At 41.0% G+C, this 18,791-nt stretch carries 17 protein-coding genes; 6 read left to right on the top strand and 11 right to left on the bottom strand.

Annotated elements, in window-relative coordinates; genetic code table 11:
• Positions 1–69 precede the first annotated feature (69 nt).
• Positions 70–708 carry a DUF1294 domain-containing protein gene (locus I6E84_RS02650; protein ID WP_197215908.1) on the bottom strand — a complete coding sequence of 213 codons (639 nt, stop codon included), beginning with the start codon at positions 706–708 and terminating at the stop codon, positions 70–72.
• Positions 709–963: 255 nt separating this feature from the next.
• Here I6E84_RS02650 and I6E84_RS02645 point away from each other — a divergent pair, with 255 nt between their 5' ends.
• Positions 964–1,461, top strand: coding sequence for an FKBP-type peptidyl-prolyl cis-trans isomerase (locus tag I6E84_RS02645; RefSeq protein WP_197215906.1), 498 nt, complete (start codon positions 964–966; stop codon positions 1,459–1,461).
• A gap of 20 nt (positions 1,462–1,481) precedes the next feature.
• A complete protein-coding gene (locus I6E84_RS02640) occupies positions 1,482–2,522 on the top strand; it encodes an aldo/keto reductase (RefSeq protein WP_197215904.1) in 1,041 nt (346 codons plus the stop codon).
• A 122-nt stretch (positions 2,523–2,644) separates the two neighbouring features.
• Here the strand turns inward: I6E84_RS02640 and I6E84_RS02635 are convergent, their stop codons facing one another.
• Positions 2,645–3,475: a lysophospholipid acyltransferase family protein gene (locus I6E84_RS02635; protein ID WP_197215903.1), complete on the bottom strand. Its 831-nt coding sequence runs from the start codon at positions 3,473–3,475 to the stop codon at positions 2,645–2,647.
• 512 nt (positions 3,476–3,987) lie between these two features.
• Between I6E84_RS02635 and hflX the strand changes: the two genes are divergently transcribed.
• The 4 genes from hflX (at position 3,988) to I6E84_RS02615 (ending at position 8,354) form a co-directional block, all read left to right on the top strand.
• Positions 3,988–5,448: a ribosome rescue GTPase HflX gene (gene hflX / locus I6E84_RS02630; RefSeq protein WP_197215902.1), complete on the top strand. Its 1,461-nt coding sequence runs from the start codon at positions 3,988–3,990 to the stop codon at positions 5,446–5,448.
• Between the two features lie 343 nt (positions 5,449–5,791).
• Positions 5,792–6,217, top strand: a complete 426-nt coding sequence (locus I6E84_RS02625) for a CidA/LrgA family protein (RefSeq protein WP_197215901.1) — start codon at positions 5,792–5,794, stop codon at positions 6,215–6,217.
• 31 nt (positions 6,218–6,248) lie between these two features.
• Entirely contained in the window at positions 6,249–6,938 is a 690-nt protein-coding gene (locus I6E84_RS02620) for an LrgB family protein (RefSeq protein ID WP_110921721.1), read from the top strand.
• A 603-nt stretch (positions 6,939–7,541) separates the two neighbouring features.
• Positions 7,542–8,354: a lytic transglycosylase domain-containing protein gene (locus I6E84_RS02615; RefSeq protein WP_197215900.1), complete on the top strand. Its 813-nt coding sequence runs from the start codon at positions 7,542–7,544 to the stop codon at positions 8,352–8,354.
• A gap of 173 nt (positions 8,355–8,527) precedes the next feature.
• On the opposite strand, the gene tsf is transcribed toward I6E84_RS02615, so the two are convergent.
• From tsf to I6E84_RS02570, 9 genes are all read right to left on the bottom strand, one after another.
• Complete coding sequence (gene tsf / locus I6E84_RS02610; RefSeq protein WP_110921723.1) at positions 8,528–9,409, bottom strand: translation elongation factor Ts; 882 nt, start codon at positions 9,407–9,409, stop codon at positions 8,528–8,530.
• A 388-nt stretch (positions 9,410–9,797) separates the two neighbouring features.
• Positions 9,798–10,589, bottom strand: coding sequence for a 30S ribosomal protein S2 (gene rpsB / locus I6E84_RS02605; protein ID WP_110921724.1), 792 nt, complete (start codon positions 10,587–10,589; stop codon positions 9,798–9,800).
• A 412-nt stretch (positions 10,590–11,001) separates the two neighbouring features.
• Positions 11,002–11,451: a chemotaxis protein CheX gene (locus tag I6E84_RS02600; protein ID WP_197099855.1), complete on the bottom strand. Its 450-nt coding sequence runs from the start codon at positions 11,449–11,451 to the stop codon at positions 11,002–11,004.
• A gap of 38 nt (positions 11,452–11,489) precedes the next feature.
• A complete protein-coding gene (locus I6E84_RS02595; RefSeq protein ID WP_197215899.1) occupies positions 11,490–11,939 on the bottom strand; it encodes a chemotaxis protein CheX in 450 nt (149 codons plus the stop codon).
• A gap of 29 nt (positions 11,940–11,968) precedes the next feature.
• Positions 11,969–12,331, bottom strand: coding sequence for a response regulator (locus I6E84_RS02590; protein WP_110921727.1), 363 nt, complete (start codon positions 12,329–12,331; stop codon positions 11,969–11,971).
• Between the two features lie 63 nt (positions 12,332–12,394).
• Entirely contained in the window at positions 12,395–14,617 is a 2,223-nt protein-coding gene (locus tag I6E84_RS02585; RefSeq protein ID WP_197215898.1) for an ATP-binding protein, read from the bottom strand.
• Positions 14,618–14,806: 189 nt separating this feature from the next.
• Entirely contained in the window at positions 14,807–15,679 is an 873-nt protein-coding gene (locus tag I6E84_RS02580; RefSeq protein WP_197215896.1) for a substrate-binding periplasmic protein, read from the bottom strand.
• A 352-nt stretch (positions 15,680–16,031) separates the two neighbouring features.
• Complete coding sequence (locus I6E84_RS02575; protein WP_197215894.1) at positions 16,032–17,291, bottom strand: multidrug effflux MFS transporter; 1,260 nt, start codon at positions 17,289–17,291, stop codon at positions 16,032–16,034.
• Between the two features lie 355 nt (positions 17,292–17,646).
• Positions 17,647–18,459, bottom strand: coding sequence for a crotonase/enoyl-CoA hydratase family protein (locus tag I6E84_RS02570; RefSeq protein WP_197215893.1), 813 nt, complete (start codon positions 18,457–18,459; stop codon positions 17,647–17,649).
• Between the last annotated feature and the right edge of the window lie 332 nt (positions 18,460–18,791).

The raw sequence follows: 18,791 nt of genomic DNA, 5'->3' as shown, positions 1-18,791 counted from the left end.
GATGGGGGTTTTTCGACGTGGATATTATAGTTACCTATTATAAAATTTAAATAAGCGATGATTCACAAATTAAAAAGGTAATAGTGCTCTATACCTCAATACAAATAAAAGTGCTGTAAAATTAATCACTGCGGTCAAATAATATGTCATGCGAAACTCGCGCTTTTGTGACTTATGACGTAGATAAGTCTGTGCAATCATTGCTCCCACCCAACCGCCAAGCACACTTAACAGATGCAACGTTGATTCGGGTGTTCGCCAGTCACCACTTTGGGCAGCGGCTTTATCTTTGGCATACGTCATATAAGTGATAACTCCTAGCACTATATACCAACCTGCCACTAGCCAGCTAATCTCATATATTACTGTTAGAAATAGCAAAACCGCATAAAATCCGAAACCAAGAAACAAACGTTTCTTTTTTCCTGCTTCAAAGTCTTCTTGAGTACTATGCTTATGATTACTCTGACGGATTTTTTGTGCTTTTTGACGTTGTACAAAGCTGAGTTCTTGCACATCCTTTGCTCGCATACGTCCTTGATTGTCTTGACCGAGTGTAAAAACCACTTGCTCACCGACATTAGGACGACGATGCGCCTTAAACTCCTTGATATGAAAGAATATTGAGTCACCATTCTTCGTTTCAATAAACCCAAAACCTTTATCGTCTTGCCACTTTTTAACTTGCCCCTGCTGTTTACTAGCCATCGATATGCCCGCTCTCTCTTAAATTCACTAAATACGTAGTCAATCTCATATAAATCAGATACGCTTTCATGCTTGCTCAGCCTATGCGTTATAGTCCTTTCACTCGCCCTCCTCATATCTAAGCTGTCTTGAACCAACTATAGTACACTATTTGCGTTACACTTTTTACGCTTACATACACTGTCAGATGACTTATCATTTCTCATATTATTTTTTGATTTAATATTCCAATTTCGCAACGAATGGCCTCTGACTATGACCGACTCACAATTTATCAATCCCAATGAAGACACCCGTATCACTCACGGCAGTCTTGTAAAGCTACATTTTCAAGTATCACTAGAAAACGGTACGGTGATTGACTCTACTTTTAGCCGCGACGCCCCTGTGACTTTGACCATTGGTGATGAGAGCTTGTTACCAGGCTTTGAACAAGTTCTAATGAATTTACGTGCTGGTGATACGCGCTCCGCTCATCTTGAGCCAGAGCAAGCGTTTAGCGATTGGAATCCTGATAACATTCAGCATTTCAGCCGTACCCAATTTGCACTGATCGCTGACAATCCTGAGATTGGCATGATGGTGGAGTTTGAAGACAAAGGCAAAAACACCTTGCCTGGTACGATTAGTGCCATCGATGACGACCAAGTCGAAGTGGACTTCAATCACCCACTTGCCGGGCAATCGCTGCTGTTTAAAGTAAAAATATTTAAAGTGACACCACCTGGTGTGACTGGCATAAAACTCATCTAATACAATAATAAGGACACAACATGCAATATCAAAAACTGCCACAAATCGATGAAGATGTTTCTAAAATTTGTCTGGGTACGATGACATGGGGACAGCAAAACACTGAGTCCGAAGCGCATGAGCAAATGGACATGGCATTGAGTGAAGGTGTAAACTTTTGGGATACTGCTGAGATGTATCCATCACCACCGGATAAAGACAAGCAAGGCGACACTGAACGCTTCATGGGCACTTGGTTTAATAAAACCAAACAACGTGACAAAGTCGTTCTTGCCAGCAAAATATCTCCTATGGGATTTTTGCGTGATGGGCAAACACGTTTTAACGCTGAGCAAATCAGTGGCGCTATTGATGACAATCTTAAACGTCTGCAAACAGACTATATTGATATTTATCAACTGCATTGGCCTGAACGCCAAACGAACTTTTTTAGTCAGCTTGGTTATACTGAAGAGATGGCATCGCAACCGCTAGATGATTTGACGCCTTTTTTAGAGACCATTCAAGCATTGAACGATGAGATTAAAAAAGGCCGCATTCGTGCTTATGGTCTATCGAACGATACTGCATGGGGACTCATGCGCTATCTTTGGGAAGCGGATAAAAATGGTTTAATACCACCTCTTACTGTGCAAAACCCTTATAGTTTGTTAAACCGCTTGTATGAAATAAACATGGCGGAGATTGCTCATCGTGAGAATGTTGGCTTGCTCGCCTACTCTCCACTCGGCTTTGGTGTCTTATCTGGTAAATATCTGGACGGCAAACGCCCAACAGGTGCGCGCCTTACTATGTATGATCGCTTTGCCCGCTATACCAATGAAGAGGCAATATCAGCCACCGTTCAATATGCCAAGATTGCCGCTGATGCAGGATTGGATATGGCACAAATGGCATTGGCTTTCGTTAACTCACGCTCGTTTGTCACCAGTAATATCATTGGGGCAACCACGCTCGAGCAGCTTAAATCTAACATCGACAGTGTTAATTTGACCCTAAGCGCAGATGTGTTAGAAGCGATTGAGGCAGTACATACTCAGCATCCTAATCCGTCACCTTAACTCAGTCTGGCTCATAGCTATTTAAAAGAAAAGGCGCAAATCGCGAGAATTATCACTGCGATTTGCGCCTTTTTTATTTTTGCTTACTTATCAATTCAAGCAAGCCTGATACTTAAGAAAACTTATGCTTTAGATGTTTTTTCTTGAACCAGCTTTTCTTGAGAGGCTTTTGTCAGCACTCTCGAATGCAATTCAGCCAATCCTTCTTGCATACGTGCTTGCAATATATTGGTAATCTCACTCTTATTTAAGCCTTTAGGATCTATTGGCTCAAGTGGCAATACGTAAGCCGTCACATCCTTACTATCCAGTACCTTTTTCAGGCTATCTTTCATCGTCAGCTTGCCATAATAAGGCAGCTCTTCACTCAATGTGCCGTCCTTATTAACATAAGCAATCACGAGAGGACGCACAGGAACATCAGCATCTATCGCAGCTTGTAGCAAGGTGCCATGGATGCGCTTGATTTTTTTGCCATCGGTAGTGGTTGCCTCTGGAAAAAAGATAACCGAAAACCCCTTACTTAGGAAATTGGCAATCTGCATCGCGACCGTGCCTGCATCACCGGATCCACGTTCAATAAACACCGTACCTGCTGCATGAGCCAATTTACCAAATACTGGCCAATCACCGATTTCTGCTTTGGATAAGAAAAAGGCTGGGCTCAAAGTGCCTACCACAGGAATATCCATCCATGACACATGGTTAGATACCCACAGACCATGGTGCTGCTCTACTCGCTCGACTGCAATGACTTTTACACCGAAAGAGCCTGCCATCTTACGGCAAAAGGCCTGAATATAGCGTGGTAGTGTTTCGCGTGGTGGCTGTTTGAAAGCACCGATACGTTGAGCTGCGCGTAGTCCACCAGCAATAGTGGTAGTCATGCCAGCGATTTGTTTACCGCGACCGAACTGCTGTCTGAGTGAAAAGCCTGACTTAGATTGGCTCATCTGTATCCCTCGTGGTTAAAAACGTATGATTGTATATCTTAAATAAACGCAGTGAGTATAACAAAATTTATGAACTCAGTGATGATTTGTTCACTGAGTTATGGATGCCTTTTGTTAGCATTGGACACTCATCATCTTTCCCTCACCTTGATGCTACCCACATTAAATATCTCAGCATGATTAAAAGTCCACTAAACGAATTGATGGTATAGTCGATTCAATATAATTTGGATACAAGCAAGCCAAGTGAAAGTGCTACAAATAGTAGACTAAGCGAAACTGACACCGTATCCAGTTTATAGAGGATTGGCTATAGTACGCATATATTCAATAAAAGAGGCCTAATTACCAACCTTGTAACATAAAAGCATCGATATTTAGGCTAATACGCTTTAACATCAAGTGATAAGACCACATATAGAAGGTCATACAAAAGCTATTTCGACGTTTGTTAAAACGTTTATTAAATTGATAATAGCGATATATCTACTTTATTAAATAGGTGACACTCTTTGGATTATTTTGAAAGACATGAAGGTGGCGAACGCGCCATTATAGTACATTTAGACATCCGCCAAATTCAGGATCCTGACGATCTGGGTGAATTTGAGCTATTAGCAGACTCAGCCGGCGCAGATCGCTTGGCACTGGTCACAGGCTCACGTGCACGTCCCGACGCCAGATATTTTGTTGGTAGCGGTAAAGCAGAAGAGATAGCAGAAATGGTACGCGAGCATGATGCCGATATCGTGCTTTTTAACCACAGTTTATCGCCCTCACAAGAGCGTAATATCGAAGCGTTGGTGAAGTGCCGCGTGTTAGACCGTACTGGTCTGATTTTGGATATTTTTGCTCAGCGTGCCCGCACCTATGAGGGCAAGCTACAAGTTGAGTTGGCACAGCTTAATCATTTATCGACGCGTTTGGTCCGTGGTTGGACGCATTTAGAACGTCAAAAAGGTGGTATCGGTCTGCGTGGACCAGGTGAGACTCAGCTTGAGACCGATCGTCGCCTGCTACAAGTGCGCGTCATGCAGCTTAAAAGTAGAATTGAGAAAGTTAGACAGACACGTGCGCAAGGTCGAGCCCGCCGTCAAAAATCAGATGTGCCAACTATTTCACTCGTTGGTTATACCAATGCTGGCAAGTCCACTTTGTTTAATCGTTTGGTCGATGAAAACATCTATGCTGCTGATAAATTGTTTGCAACACTTGACCCGACGCTACGCCGCTTAGATTGGCAAGGTGTGGGACGTGTGGTACTGGTCGATACAGTAGGTTTTGTTCGTCATTTACCACATGAGTTGGTTGAGTCGTTCCATGCGACACTAGAAGAGACATTAGAGGCAGACTTATTATTACATGTCATCGATTCCTCTAGCGAAGACATGCATGAGCAAATTCAAGCGGTTAAAGACGTACTGGCTGAAATCGATAATGATGTGCCAGTTCTCAATGTCTACAACAAAATCGATTTAACCGATGAGCCTGCACGTATCGGCTATGCCAGTGAAGGTGAACCTAACCGCGTCTATGTGTCTTCTAGAGAGAACTTGGGCATGGAAGAATTATCATTAGCCGTGCAGCAATTACTCACAGGTACACTAACCACTTTTGATTTGACACTCCCTTATCATGCGGGGCAATTAAAAAACGCTTTGTACGAGCTCGGTGTTATCCAAGAAGAAAGCTATGATGACAGTGGTCACGAATGCTTAACGATTCGCTTGCCAAGCGATAGATTGAGACAACTCCTTGGTCAAGCGGATCTAGATCCAGTAGATGTACTGCCGCTTGCCCAAGCAACGCTACTGATGCCTGTACTTGAAGAGTTTGAGCAGCCTGATGAGGTTGAAGAGCAGACAATGACTGAAGCAGAAGAAAAAGCGTTTGACGAATTTGATGCGCTGAATACTGAAGCAGAAAGTCTAGAAACATCGTCGGTCATAGAAAAACAGCATCCTGACTCATAGAGTTAAATGTCTGAGTTTTTAGACCTAATGGCTTATGAAAATAATCGACCTTTAGAAATAGTGGGTTTCTTGGAACCATTTGGAATCACGTTGCTCTAAATGAAAGGATGATATCAATCGATATCATCCTTTTTTATGGGCTATGTATCATGATAATTGATATCTAGTCCAAACAACAAAGCACGGTATTACCTTATAGACTTTATTAGTTTGTCTACTCTGTATATAATCGCCTGTTATACATTCAACAAACATTGAGACATAGGACACGCTTAACAAGGCATTATTACCTATACTGACTTTGCGTTTATTCTATTTATCTCTGACTTGGCCAGCATTTCTTATGAAATCTACTCACTTATCTAGTATGCCTCTATGGCTCGCCGTAATCTTGACTTTGGCGCTAGTTATTCTTGTTCGTGAATCAGCCGTTATCCTCTGCCAATGGGCAGGCATCGAAAAAGCCGCCAATATTGTCGGGCTGGTCGCTATGTTTTGTATCTTGATGTCCTGGCGATTGCTCAAAGGTTTGCCAAGCTGGCTAACGCAAGCCAGTAATACCCTATTGGTCGATAGTGGCTTTGCTTTTTTGCCCGTCTCTGCTGGTGCAGGATTGCTACTCTTTGCCTTAGGTGATGAGCTATGGGGCGTGATGGCTACGATGATTATCAGTGTGCTGATTCCACTGTGGGGCTTGGCGATTCTTTCCAATCGCTGGCTAAACGACAATGTTGGTACTAACCCTACCTCTGTTGAAGAGCACAAATAATAGCTGTGAGCAATATGAACAAGGAAAAGGTATGAGTTTTGACAGTGTATTTGTGACGACCCTAGCAGCCATCGTATTAACCTTGGCGGCGCATGTCATTGCTCGATTGCTGGCACGTAAGATTTCATGGTTGCCAATGGTGATTACCGCGTTAGCACTTGTTCTTTTATTCTTGTTCCTTTTGCAATGGGATTACAATGATTACTATAGTGCGGCAAAGCCGGTATTTGATCGTCTGTTAGGGTATGTCACCGTATTATTGGCAGTGCCTTTGGCAGCGATGAGCTTTAAAGGGTTACCAGTCAAAAAGCTCATGTTAATCGTCACTATTGCGAGTCTTGTGGGTGCATTATTACCCATGTCATTGGCATATCTGTTTTCGTTAAGTCACGACACCATACTCGCTTTTGCGACACGTTCAGTGACCACACCGATTGGTCTGAGTGTCGCCGATTTGATTAAAGCACCACTTGCCATGGCGAACTTAATTATCATTGTCTCAGGGCTTATCGGTGGGGCTTTAGCGCGATTTTTGTTTCGTGGTATCGATGATGACCGTGCTAAAGGCCTAGCACTTGGCTTAGCCGCTCATGCTTTTGGTACCGTGGAGGCTTGGCAAATCAGTCATACTGCCGGACGTTACGCTGCATTTGGGTTGGCAGTAAACGGTCTGGTAACAGCCATCTGGGTACCTATTTTTATCAGCGCACTCATCAGTTAAATCCTCAATAATATGATAGGGCTGAACTAGTTATTTAGGACAGCCCTTACTGTTTTCCAGTATTTAAATACAATTGATTCAATTTAAAAGTCGTATAAGGTAACTGACTGTAGATCTATATTTAGTATTTCAAGCGAGGTTAACGCAGTAACATCTTTATAGTGAAATGATTATAGTCTCTTTCTCAAAAGTCTCTTTCTCAAAAGTCTCTTGCTCAGAAATCCTTTGCTCAAATTATCTAAGCAGTCTTTTATGGCCAATTTTTCATATGTATAAAGCTATATAAATCCTGACCTCCTTGCTTAAAACACAAACTGAAAAATCATAGCATATTGATTTTTCTAAAGTTATCCCAAGATACAACCTCTATTTTTACATCTTATTTTGACAATCCTATGCGATGAAAAGTTATTGTATGCTATAGTAAACAACTATTATTTTTTGTATATATTACGAGTGGTTTCTAGTTAAACGTGGTTTTTCTAGGTTGCTATATTCCTTATAGCTATAAAATCCGACAAGCCCAATAACCGCTTAAATGCGAAAAACGAAGCGCCTATAGGCAAAGTAATTTGCTATTACTCGATAAAAAGTGATAACCCTATGATAAACGTTGCAACCTTAGTGACTCGCTGCTTGTCTCCTGTTCTACTTACTACCGTCGTCCTCTCTAGCCTACCTATCGTTGCTCAAGCAGGAAACATAACGATTTATAAGGATGAAAGTGGAAAGGTATTACTGACTAACGTCAATCCCAGTGGTAATTTTGATCAATTTACCAAAAAAGTTCAGGTGAATTACTACAAAAGCTCTAAGTTGTATGATGGCAGTAATAATGGTTATAGCAGCAATAATAATTACGGTAGCAGCGCTGCTAGTAACAGTGGCACCCGTAACGCTTATGATAGCTATATTCGTGACTCTGCCCAACGTCATGGCGTAGACCCTGCCCTCATGAAAGCAATGATGCATACAGAATCAGCTTTTAATCCAAACGCGCGTTCACCAGTCGGTGCCCAAGGTCTGATGCAGCTTATGCCAGCGACAGCTCGCCGTTTCAAAGTGAACAACCCTTGGAACCCTGCTGATAACATTGAAGGCTCAGCCAAATATATCGCTTGGCTCATGCGCCGTTTTGACAATAGAATTGAGTATGCAGTCGCAGGCTATAATGCGGGTGAAGGAAACGTCGATAAATACGGTGGCATCCCTCCTTTTAAAGAAACACAGAACTATGTTAAAAAAGTGATGAGCCGCTACCATAGCTTATATAAAAATGACTCAGGGCTGTCTGGTGCGAGCATGAGCGCCAGTAACCAAACTAGTAATACGAACGGTGGTCTAAAAAATGTCAGTTATGGCACCAGTAGTAATAATGCCAGTTATACCAATTCTGCTTATGCTGCCTTACGTTAAACCATAAAAACCATGTACAAACAATCAGACATAAAAAAGCCCGTTAATAAATTAACGGGCTTTTTTATATTTGGAGACTCTATCTTACCTCTTATAATGCAGGTGATAGAGTCAGACTATGAATGCTGAATAAAATTTCACTCCACACGCATAGCCATTTCCAATGTAAAAACTTACTTGTTAGCTGCTTGAGTAGCCGCAACTTCAGCAGCAAAATCTTCTTGCTTCTTCTCAATGCCTTCGCCAACTTCTAGACGTTTGAAACCAAGTACTTTTACGCCTTCAGCTTTTAATACATCACCAACTTTTTTGTCGTTGTCCATAACGTACGGCTGACGCAATAAAGTAACTTCTTCTAGGTACTTACGCAGGCCACCTTCGATCATTTTTTCAACGATGTTGTCAGGCTTGCCAGACTCACGAGCTTTTGCTTCGATGATGTCTTTTTCGCGCGCTAACAAATCAGCAGCAACGTCTTCGTCATCAATCGCAACAGGGTTGAACGCAGCGATATGCATGGCAAGGTTCTTACCAGTGTCTGCAGCGCCGCCTTCGAAAGAAACCACTACACCGATACGTAGACCATGACGGTATGCAGCGATGTTTGCACCTTCAAGTACTTCAACACGGCGGATCTGAATGTTCTCACCGATTTTTTGTACTAGTGATACACGTGCTTCTTCAACGCTTTGGCCATTACCATATGGTAATTCAGCAATAGCAGCAACATTAGTCTCGTTGTTTTCTAGAGCGATGCTAGCTACTTGCTCTGCAAAAGCATTGAAGTTTTCGTCTTTTGCAACGAAGTCAGTCTGACAGTTAACTTCTAACAAGAATGCTTTGTTTTCGCCTTGAGCGATGATGATTGCGCCGTCAGCTGCGATGTTACCCGCTTTTTTAGCTGCTTTGGCTTGACCAGATTTACGCAAGTTATCAATGGCAGTTTCAACATCGCCGTTTGATTCTTCTAACGCTTTTTTACATTCCATCATGCCAAGACCAGTACGGTCACGCAATTCTTTTACCATTTTGGCAGATACTTTTACTTCTGACATAAGAGTCACCTTAGTATTGTTATGTGAGGTACAGTTAAGTCCATATAAATCCGCTACATCGTTGTATCAGAATTATTTGAATTCAACTATCGTGCTTAATTTTTGCTGATGTTGCTTTACTATCTAGCTATACAATCAAGTTGTACGGTGTCGCTCTTATTGTGAGGAAAGCGTCCGTTATGTCGTTATCACAGGAACTGTATATAGCGACAGAAGGTATAGGCGATAATACTCGCCTATTAACGAGCTATCCATCAACAACAAGGCATGACGAGTAAAACTACATCATGCCTATTGTAAGCTTGTACGCTGTTAATAACGTTATATGGATATTGATAACGGTACTATCAAGTTATCCTTACAACGTTAAACCTTTCAGGCCAGCTATTTATTCTGCTGGAGTAGCAGCTTCTTCTGCAGCTGGAGCTTCTTCAGTAGCAGCAGGTGCTTCTTGCTCAGCTTTGCCGCCAGCTTGAGTTTGTGCGTATTCTTTACCGGCAATGATAGAATCAGCCATAGAAGTAACATACAAAGTCACAGCACGGATAGCATCATCGTTAGCTGGAATGATGTAATCAACGTTATCTGGGCTAGAGTTAGTATCAACGATACCGATAACTGGGATACCCAAATTCTTGGCTTCTTTGATAGCGATCGCTTCATGATCTACGTCTACAACAAAGATAGCGTCAGGTAGGCCGCCCATGTCTTTAATACCGCCTAGTGAACGCTCAAGTTTTTCCATATCGCGAGTACGCTCTAACGCTTCACGCTTAGTTAGCTTAGCGAAAGTACCGTCTTCTGCTTGCTTCTCAAGCTCTTTTAGACGATTGATTGACTGGCGTAGTGTTTTCCAGTTAGTCAACATACCACCTAACCAGCGATGGTCAACGTATGGCATGCCAGCGCGAGCAGCTTGCTCACGGATGATGCCGCTTGCAGCGCGTTTAGTACCAACAAACAATACTTTGTTTTTCTTAGCAGCTAAGCCGTTTACGTAAGTCAATGCTTCGTTAAACGCTTTTACTGTGTGCTCTAAGTTGATGATGTGAATCTTGTTACGTGCACCAAAGATGTATGGTCCCATTTTTGGGTTCCAAAAACGTGTTTGGTGACCAAAGTGAGCGCCGGCTTGTAGTAAGTCGCGCATTTCGATTTTGGTTGGATTCTTTGTAGCCATGTGAAATATTCCTATTGGTTGGGTTATGCCTCCACATCACAAAAACTGCCTATCTAGCGACACGCATCTGCTAATGGTTAATGTTTATTGAGAAAGCACTAACTTTTTTGCAAATTAATCAAGTCGCCAAACACCCAGCAATTCTTTGCCATGATGTGTGTGTCATTGGTTGGTTTAAAAAAGAAGCTATGCTCAGATTTCAGAAATACTCTCAAACCTAAACTATAAAGCAAATTATAAAATAGCTGCGCCGTATTTTATCATATAACTTACTGTAATCGCCAGTAATTTATCAGTATAACGCAGCAAAGTAAAAGTGAGATATCACCATATTAACAGACAAAAAAAGCGACACAGATGCGTCGCTTTTTCGGGAATTACTTTGGCTGCATATCATTTGCGCTATATTAGGCTATGCAATGCAAATACCTATCACAGCTTTATGACCATGCCAAGTAAATGGCGTGACATAGCTTTGGCGGTCTTTAGGCAAATAAGACACGCTAGGCGCACTTTCTACAATATGCGGTGGAGAGATAATGAACTCAGAACCAAACTCTGTACGAGCATTACCAGAGATAGTATTGGCCATTTCACCCAGCAAATCTTTCATCATTATAATTGATGAGTCAGGCTCTCCCATGACTTTTAACACCTCTCGTAACATCACGCTTGGTGCACTCACGTACACGCAGCCTTCGAGAGGGCCAGATATTTCAATCACACCACTATAATCATAACCAATAGCACTTCTGTTATGATTCAGATAAGGGGTATCAATAGATACTTCTGAGCCATCAATCTGTGCAAAAAATGCATTGATTGAGCTAAGAAACACACCTAGTTTTTCTACTTTGACCATAATATATTAATATCCGTCTTTATTACGCGGCAGTGTCGTTAATCTTGTAAACAAACCACAATCTCGCCAACTTGTGAATGCCAAGTGATGGGGATAATAAAAGAACGCTCATTGTTCGGCAACACAATACTTTGTGGAGAGCCTTTGAACACAAGTGGCACAGAGATATGAAACTCTGATCCAAACTCTTTGCGTGCATTACCTGCGATAGTATTGGCCACTTCGCCAGCCAAATCTATATAATTTTCATCACTTTTGTCCGTTTCACCCATGCTGTCTAATATAGAAGACAATAACTGACGGGTTGCCGAAAAATACACCACGCCTTTTTGCCCACCTGATATACCGATGACACCCGTATAGTCATGAACTTTTGGCTGTTTGTTTTCTAACAAATAAGGAGTGTCTGCGACGAGCTCCTCTCCACCAAACTGATTAAAATAGTTACTGATAATATTTAAAAAAATCTGTAGCTTTTGTTCTTTCATAATAACATCTACTTAAGTCGTTGAAGGGTTTAGTCTTGCATCAATTCATACAAAGACTCGACAAGCTCTTCTTCAGAAAAAGGCTTGCATAAAAATCCGCTGGCACCCAACGACAACGCTTCAATGCCAGTGGCTTTGTCAGATAACGCTGACACTACTAAAATACGTACATCAGGATCAATCTCAATGATTTTTTCAATGCATTCGAGACCATCCATTTGTGGCATGGTCAAGTCCATCGTGATCACATCAGGACGATGAATATTAAACTTTTCGATAGCTTGAACACCACTGGTGGCCGTAGCAACCAACATAAATTGCCCTGAATCGTACGCGCGCTGAATACGATTTCTAATAATATTTGAATCATCAACAATCATTAACTTATACATAACTGACTTATTACCTTTAATGAAGTGCTTGTCGTCCCTGACAATATAACTTGCTATTTTTAATTAAGCTTTAGGCAATGTAATAACAAACCGTGTCATCTGACCCAGCTCACTATTCACATTAAGCTTACCATCGTAATCTTTTACTTTCGCTTTGATGATATCAAGACCGACACCGCGGCCGCCGTCTTCATCTGCATCATCTTTGGTAGAAAATCCTGAAGAAAACAGCTGCTTAAGTAACTGACCTTTAGTCAACTTATTGGCTTCTTCAATACTAAAACGACCTTCTGTGCTTAATTTAGTACGAATGCTATCATAATCGATACCTTGACCATCATCTTGTACAATCAGCATGAAGTTCGAATCATTATTTTGTATTTCTAGATCAATGGTTCCTACCTCAGCCTTACCAGTCAAATGACGAACACTTGGCGCTTCGATACCATGCACCACAGCATTACGTAGCAGTTGAATACTCATTTCTTTAAATGGCTTTGCTACATGTTCTGGTATATGCACTTGCGTTAGTGTACTACTCTTTACCTGCACTTGCTTACCTTGTCTTTCAGCAATATCTTTTACAAATCCTTCATAAAAAGACAAAAGACTATCATCGTCGTCACTATCTAAATCAATATCCTGACCGCCATCGATATCAACACTATCGACTGAGTCAGTTGATACTGACGTCTCGACCATGACTGTTTTTGATGTGCTATTTTTAGCAATATCATCACTTAGTATAAGCGATTCTTCTGCAGGTTTTGACGTCGTTGGTGCTGAGCGGTTGATACGCTCACCTAACGTCGAGATGGTATTTGATAAGCTTAATAAGTCATCTAAATGTACTGCCAATGGCAAGAAGTCATTGCCAGATAGCTGACCTTGGTTCTGTAATGCGTGCAATTTATCTTCCGCATCAGAAGCAATCTTCGTAAAGCTGTGTAGTTTTAGCGCAGATGCCTCACCTTTTAAACTATGCATCTCGCGATAAATAGCTTTTAGTTTCCCTTCAAGCTCATACTGCGAGCTACCAGGATTTTTCAAGATATTATTCATTTTTTCGATATGCATCTGAGTATTAATAATGAACTCATTAATAATCTTCGGATTTACATTCAAGATAGTGGTTAACATCTCAATTTGCATATCATTTTGTGAGCGCTCTTTCTCTAAACGCTGCTCTAAGTAAACGGCATCTGATACATCATTGACGTTAACCAAAATACGGGCAATGTCTTTATCATCATAAACTCGTGAAAACTTGAAGTCTAAGAAGCGATTATCTGTTGCTTTACTGCCAGACGCATTATGCAACATCACCTTATGCAAAGGATTGAGAGAATTCACCAATTTTTCTTTAACTCGTGGATTGTAGAGCTGCTCAATAAACTGCTCTGTTGTCTTCAAATCCTTATCAGAAATACGGCCACGTAAAACATTGGCAAAGTTCTCTCCTGATAACTGATCAGAACCGATAATACCGTTTAGTGCTTTAGAATGCTGTTGACCAATATTCAGATCTTTATCAAGCAAGAATAGACCCGTACTTACCGTTTCCATAATTTCTTGTGTCTCGCGACGAGCAGCGAATGCTTCAGCATCCGTTTCACGCAAACGGCGTACAAAGAAGAATACGAAGATTAGAAAGTAGGTGAAGATAGCGGCAACACCAAGTACCTGAATAAGACGAATGGTCGTCGCTTGACGTTCTGTTTCTTCATAAACTTCATTAGTCAACTGGTCTAGCGCATCGTTCATACTCAAGCTAGAGGTTTTCGCTTGCTCATAAGCCAATGCCAACTCATCTGAAGAGTCAACCCGGATATCACCAGCGCCTTCGAGATATTTTGCGATCAGTGGTTTTAGTTCACTCCAATCTTGCTGTGCCCCTTCCAATGCAGCCAATTCCGTTGCCGTTTTGATACTAGGGATCTGATGAGCATTACCAGAAGCATCAATATATTCAGAACCTTCACGCATACTCGCAAGTAGTTGATCAATACCTTGTGTATTGCTTTCTAGTCTTTCTCTTACACGTTTTTGGTGAGGAGAATTGATATGCTCACCCACACTACCTTGTAAATCGAACAAATCTTTAATAATAGCCTGAGCATTATTGGCTGTTTTATTCGATATATTTACTAATGTGGTATTGCGCTCAAGAACACTTGAGGTATAAAACGTAAAGGCGAGCAGTATTCCAATCAATGCCAAGAAGGCAGCAATCGACAAGATCAAACCCCGATAACGGGAGTTACCGTTGTGAGTTGATATAGTCATAGCAGAATCCTTTCAATGTATATAGTCCATTCTCTATAAATTGGATACGGTGTCAGTCTCGCTGAGTCTACTACTTGTAGTACTTTCGCTCGGCTTTCTTGTATCCAAATTATATTGAATTGACTATAGATAAATTTATATTTATGGTTTATTTAAAAATAATACGTTCCATAACGACTACGCTTGAGGCTACTGCAACATTTCTTGTTGCTCCAAAGAGGCTTTGGTCAAATCAGTACCGAACCATTTGGTGGTTAACTTTGCGTACGTACCATCTTCTTTTAGGCCTTTTAATCCTGTATTTACTTTTTTGAGTAAATCAGGTTGGCTCTTATCAACTAAAAACACTTTGCGAGCACCATCTGCTCTGATACTTTCATAATCAAAATATCGTGGTTGCAAACTTGGCAAATCATTTAACGTATAGCGCAGTACACCAGAATCATCAACTACAGCATCAACTTTGTCTTGTGCCATCGCTTCTACTGCTGCAAACGTAGTCGGATACTGCTCTAAAGAACCTAGCTTATACGTACCTTGCGCGAAGTATTCATAAGGTTCTGAACTGGTCAACACACCCACTCTTAAAGTACTCAAGTCATTTAATGATTTAATATTTAATGAGTCGTCTAAATATACAAGGCTAGTAGGAAGAGGTGCATAAGCATCCGAAAGTAGGTATTTGCTAGCACGCTCGCTGCTATAAGTGAGACCTGCTGCTACCATATCTCGACTTTTATTATCCAAGTTGTCAAATAACCCTTCCCAAGGATCATTATAAACTTCAACTTTAAAACCTTGGTTTTCACCAATATATTGCATCAGCTCTATATCGAAGCCCGTTACATTTCCATATTCATCTTTGAACTCATAGGGAGCGTAATTGGCTTCAGTACCAACCTTAATAACTGGTGCTGTATCAGGCAGATTGCTAACAAAGTCATTCTTACTTTCCGTTACTGGCGCATCAGCCGAATTAGTATTTTCTTGAGTGGAAGAGTTACCACAGCCAAATAGGCCGACACTCAATACAACTGGTAACACTCGATATAACTGCATCATAATCTACCCTTTACGCTTAACGTTGTTATACATTTCAGTGAAAAATAATTTAGCAAGGTTATACAATATGTTCGTAATATTTCCTTACAGAAAGTTACGTATTGATAATACTTATCTAAATTTATGATTGCAATAACTATGTTTAGTAATTCATAAAATACGCTCTGCAAAAAGAAAGCTACTCCATATATATAAGTTTATTTCTTAGGATTCTATTTTCAATAACCCTATGTTTAATAATTGATTTTTATATATTTTAAAGAACTTACGAGACATAAAAAAAGCATTTATACGTACCGAACGTATAAATGCTTCTTAAAACACAATTAAAAAAATATTGCATATTTTATGCCTACTCAGCATCATCCAAATTTAAGTTACGATCTATTTGCCAGATCAAGAAACAACCGAGACCCATTAATGCAAACATGGCAATACCAATTTTGAGTACTGGATTGACCGGAAATAGGTTTAATAATAATCCACCGAAAATACCAACAGAGAACATCAGTGAGCCTTGTAATGCACTTGCCATACCAGCACGGCGCTTTTGGAAAGCAAGGGCAATAGCAGAAGCATTTGGCTGAGTCAGACCTAAACCTGAAATACAAAAGAAGATACAGGCAAGTACCAATGGTAGCCAAGCATCTGTACCCAAAAACAGTCCTACGACGAAAAGTACGCCTGCAGAAATAACCTGCATCATCGCACCAAAGCGTAAAATACTTAGAATACGAAAGCGATTGGTCAACCATTGATTTAGCTGAGTCAGGCCCACAAAGCCTGCTGCGTTCATACCAAACAACCAACCAAAATGCGTTGCCGATACGCCATAAGTATCCATAATTAATTCAGAAGCTGAGCTGATGTAGACAAACATGGCTCCCATCAGCAAACCACCACCAATCGCTGGATAGTTAAATGTTTTGTCTTTTAACAAATCCCAGTACTGACTAAGTACTTCTTTTGCAGGGCGTACATTTCGGTTTTCTTCAGTCAGTGTTTCAAAAAAGAAAAACTTCGTAAGCAACAAATTAAGCGTACCAAAGGCCGCCAAAAACCAAAAAATAGAGTGCCAGCTAGAGAACTGTAAAAACAGCGCACCCAATGATGGTGCTAATATTGGTGCCAACCCCATCACCAAAATCATAATAGAGAATGCTTTGGCTGTTTGTTTAGCAGTCAAACGATCTCGAATCGCTGCACGAGTGACTACCGCTCCGACACAAGCGCCAAGTGCTTGCATCGTACGTCCAACAAATAATACATATTCATTATCAGTGGTCGCACAGACAATTGAGGCGATGACATATAACGTCATGCCTATATATAATGGCTTTACTCGACCAACACGATCACTAAAGGGCCCATAAAACAGCTGACCAAATACCAAACCTAAAAAATAAGCTGGTACAGAGTTGGCCATAAAGGCAGTGGAGACACCAAAGTCATCTGCCATCGACGGTAGTGCCGGTAGATACATATCGATAGACAATGGCCCTACCGCGACGATAAGTCCGAGCATCATAATCCATGCAACGGGCAAATCAGCAGAGCGTACGCGCTCAGAAGCGATAGGTTTGTTAGACAGGGAGGATTTTTGAGCAGACATATTTAGGCCATTTTATATAGTGATTTTTATTTTATTATTCATACTTGCATTGTTTTAACCTTTACTTAATATCGCTAGCAAAGGCTATTAACAACAATAGTGTATAGTTACATACATCTGTACAAACAGACAATGCTATATCGCACTATCTGCTTGTATTTCAATGGAAGTATAACGTTAATAAAACAATCGCTAATCACTATAGTCATTTCACTATAAAAGTATTACTGCGTTAACCTCACTTGACGTATTTAATATACCTCTACACTTGGTTGCCTTGTACGACTTTTAAATTGAATCGACTATACAATGAATGCCTAAAATATAAATGACGATTTGTTTAATAAAAAATCGATTAGCGGAACTGACGTTTGCCAAATGCAGTACTGGCTTGCTTGGCTTTTCTGAGCGCAAGTTTGCGGTTTTGACCAAGCATCATTTTGAGCTGCCATACTTTTTCTTTATATAAAGTTGTCGCTGGCTGATGATGCATGGCATTGATGATACGCTTACTGGCTAGTACGGCATCAGGAGAGCGCTCTGCAAATTCAGCGGCAAGCTGCTGAGCCTGCTCAAGTGGTGTCTCACTACAATGACTGACAAGCCCTAATGCCTTACCTTCATTAGCATCAATGATACGTGCACTCATGGCCAACTCTTTGAGCACATCCTCTCGCACCACGCCAAACGCCGATTGGGTCAAGCCCATATCTGGTACTAGGCCCCACTTGGCTTCCATAATAGACAGCTGACAATCGGGATGGCTGATGCGCACATCGCAAGCCAGCGCCAATTGCAGCCCTGCACCAATACAATAACCTTCTAATACAGCAATCACTGGTACAGGCACATCGCGCCAAGCAAGACAAACGCGTTGGAACGAGCTCTGCCATGGCTTTATGAGTTCCCAAAATGCAAATGCCTTGTTTTTTGGATGGTTTAAATCACCCAAATCGATACCTGCACAGAACGTGCCTTCTGCACCATTTAAAATAACCGCTCTTATCATCTTATCTTTGCTAATACGGCCTGCCAAAGCAATCAATTCACTCACTACTTTGAAACTCATGGCGTTTTTTTTGTGTGGGCGATTCAGCGTCACCGTCAATATATTATCAGTGATAGCAACTTTTAAGGTTTCATACTGGTCAGTGGCAATTGGGCTCATAACAATCCTTATTAATGAATAACATATAGTGCTGATATTTTAAGGTTCAACAGACCCCAATATTAGCAGGCTTATCTCTACCCTACCGCAGCAATAACTGACTGCGACGGTACTATATTCAATCCTCTATGAACTGGACACGGTGTCAGTCTCATTTAGTCTACTACTTGTAACACTTTCACTCACCTTCCTTGTATCCAAATTACATTGAGTCGACTATATATAAAGTGTCGTATATAAAACGCTCATGAACTGTCACAAAGCCATTTATCAAAAAGCTACTTATCAAAAAGCCACTTATCAAAAAATCATAGACTTTATAGCTAACAACC

Source organism: Psychrobacter sp. SCQQ22, from assembly GCF_015864605.1.
Taxonomy (GTDB): domain Bacteria; phylum Pseudomonadota; class Gammaproteobacteria; order Pseudomonadales; family Moraxellaceae; genus Psychrobacter; species Psychrobacter fozii.
The sequence above is the reverse complement of the archived record's forward strand: the minus strand, read 5'-3'. Positions and strand labels throughout refer to the sequence as shown.